Source organism: Spirillospora sp. NPDC049652 (assembly GCF_040675125.1).
GTDB lineage: Bacteria > Actinomycetota > Actinomycetes > Streptosporangiales > Streptosporangiaceae > Spirillospora.
Window position 1 is genome coordinate 1 of record NZ_JBFAOF010001313.1, and the last position, 1,602, is coordinate 1,602.

Genomic DNA, 1,602 nt, shown 5'->3' on the forward strand with positions numbered 1-1,602 from the left:
GCCGTCCGGCAGCGCGCCCGGTACAGCAAGCTCATGGCGGACGGCGGGCTCGGCGACGGCGACCTCGACGCCTGGCTCCGCGACGTCGAGGAGGCGACGCACCGGGCGCTGCTCGACCTCGGAGCCGCGACCGGCGCGCAGCTCAGCGCGGCCGAGCCGCGGCTGCGGTCCAAGATCGTGATGGCCCGCGGCAAGTCCTACGAGTCCACGACCGGCATCACGACCTGGGTGCTGGTCACGCTGGGCTGCCAGGGGCGCATCGTCCGGGGCCGCCCGAACGGGACGTGGCTCAGCAGCCAGTACATGTGGTCGCCGGTCGAGACGTGGCTCCCGGACGGCGTCGCGGCGATGCCGGTGGACGAGGCGCGCGCCGAGGTCGTCCGCCGCTACCTGCGCACGTTCGGCCCGGCGACCGCGCTCGACGTGAAGTGGTGGACGGGCTGGACGGCCGGCGAGGTGAAGAAGGCCCTCGCCGGACTGGACACCGCCGAGACCGACGCGGGCCTGGTCCTCGCCGACGACCTGGAGCCGGTGCCGTCCCCCGAGCCGTGGGCGGCGCTGCTGCCCGCGCTGGACGCCACCCCGATGGGCTGGAAGGAACGCGACTTCTACCTCGACCCCGCACATGTCCCGGCGCTGTTCGACCGCAACGGCAACATCGGCCCGTCGGTGTGGTGGGACGGCCGTATCGTCGGCGGCTGGGGCCAGGACGCCGACGGCGCCGTCGTGTTCCGCCTCCTCGAAGACGCCGGCGCCGACGCGAGGGCCGCCGTCGAAGCCGAGGCGGAACGAATCACGACCTTCCTCGCCGGCGTCCGCATCACCCCAAGGTTCCGAACCCCCCTAGAACGCGAACTCTCCTCCTGACCGGCCTCCCGCGTCCGCGAGGTGTCCGTTGCGCTGGTGCCATACCTCGGGGCGGCGGGCCGTGGGGGGTCGGCTCGTCGCCCCGGAGGGGCGGGTCAGCCGGCCTTGGCCGCTCGGGCGATGAGGCCGGCGATCACTTGGGCGGTCTCGGGCGGGTGCTGGGACAGCCACCGCAGGACGGCCCGGTCGTAGTCGCCGAGCTCGATGTCGTACTGCCCGCACACCGTGACCAGGAGGTCGTGGGTACGGGCGCGCACCACGCCCCTTTTGGCGTGTGAGGCGTAGATGTCACGCACTTCCATGTAGGCGTCGTTCTCGGTCTCGTAGGGTCCGCTCATCTCAACCTCCCAGTTCCTTCTACCTCTCTTCGCCGGAACGGGCCATGGGTTTCCCGGTGGGGCGGCGGGAGCTCGCGGGTGGCATCCGCCTGCCTGCCGCGGGAGGCGATCAAAGGCTTACGGTGTGCCCATACTTCGGGAGAGGGGTGCTGCGGATGGCGTTGCCCGAATTGGTGCCGGGAGTGTTGCCGCCCGAGGCGGAACGGTTGCGCGGGGAGGTGCGCGGGTTCCTCGCGGCGGCGGAGTTCGAGCCGCGGTGCGACTCGTGGCTGACCGGCGCGGATCCCGCGTTCAGCCGGGAGCTCGGTGCGCGCGGCTGGCTCGGGCTCACGCTGCCGGCCGAGTACGGCGGGCACGGGCGGTCGGCGCTGGAGCGGTTCGTGGTGATCGAGGAGCT

General features: G+C 72.7%; 3 protein-coding genes. 2 read left to right on the forward strand and 1 reads right to left on the reverse strand.

The genetic code is table 11. The annotated features are described in order from the left end of the window. A partial coding sequence (locus AB0J52_RS39740; protein ID WP_500188305.1) for a winged helix DNA-binding domain-containing protein occupies positions 1-867 on the forward strand: 867 nt, incomplete at its 5' end. A gap of 95 nt (positions 868-962) precedes the next feature. On the opposite strand, the gene AB0J52_RS39745 is transcribed toward AB0J52_RS39740, so the two are convergent. Next, positions 963-1,205 (reverse strand): hypothetical protein, encoded by a 243-nt coding sequence (locus AB0J52_RS39745; RefSeq protein WP_500188307.1) that lies wholly within the window; start codon positions 1,203-1,205, stop codon positions 963-965. A 155-nt stretch (positions 1,206-1,360) separates the two neighbouring features. Here AB0J52_RS39745 and AB0J52_RS39750 point away from each other — a divergent pair. Next, positions 1,361-1,602: acyl-CoA dehydrogenase family protein (locus tag AB0J52_RS39750; RefSeq protein ID WP_500188309.1), on the forward strand; the 242-nt coding region annotated here is incomplete at its 3' end.

What these genes read in the sequence shown, in the direction of transcription:
- AB0J52_RS39745 (WP_500188307.1), bottom strand. Translation starts at nt 1,205, where the DNA reads ATGAGCGGACCCTACGAGACCGAGAACGACGCCTACATGGAAGTGCGT.